Annotated in this window: 1 pseudogene; it reads right to left on the reverse strand. The window is 58.1% G+C overall.

Features of this window, described 5'->3' with window-relative positions:
- Nucleotides 1-708: pseudogene (locus RYC18_RS24150) on the reverse strand (hypothetical protein); the annotation flags it as partial.

Raw genomic sequence — 708 nt, forward strand, 5'->3', positions numbered from 1 at the left:
TGGCTGCGCTGTCCTGGGCGTAAATGATCTGCAGGTTGAGCATGATCGTTTGCAGGTACAGCAGTTGTGTTGGGCGGGTGGTATCGATAAACAGCTTGAGCGGGTCTGTGCCGATATGTGTCGCCCAGAGCTGAAAATCACTTTGTGTGTCACGCACCTGTTGCAGCAGTGCGTCTCCGCTCGGCAGATGCTGTTGAAGATACTGACGCGCGCTGGCCAGATCGACTTCGCGCCGCCACTTGTGGCGATCTTTCCAGGCCTGCGCGGCCTTTTCGGTAGGGACGCTGCCGTAACGCGCTTCGATCGATTTGCGCATGTCCAGGCTCTTGAACATGTCCGGCAGCAGCAGAAAATCTCCGGGAACGTTGCTGCTGCTGATCTGTGCTTCTTCAAGGATGCATTGCTCGAAGTACGCTTCGACCTCGCTCAGGTACTGGTGCGTGCGAGCCGCATTGCCACGCACCGACGCTGGCAGTTTTTGCGGGTCGCTTTCGGCACCACACAGTCCGGAGACAGTCTGGGCGATCTGGATTTTGTGTTCGTGCCTGGCTTGCCAGTCGCGAAAAGCCGCCTGATCAGCGGCGAGTTGCATGCCCAGATCGTTGAAAACGGCCAGTGGGTCATCAAGGGCGATGAGCAGGGAACTGTCCTGATCGTCGACGCTGCCTTGCCAGAAAACGTCAGCACCCAGCGGTGCCCATAACGGAT

Source organism: Pseudomonas syringae group sp. 247E2, from assembly GCF_032587795.1.
GTDB classification, from domain to species: Bacteria; Pseudomonadota; Gammaproteobacteria; order Pseudomonadales; family Pseudomonadaceae; genus Aquipseudomonas; species Aquipseudomonas amygdali.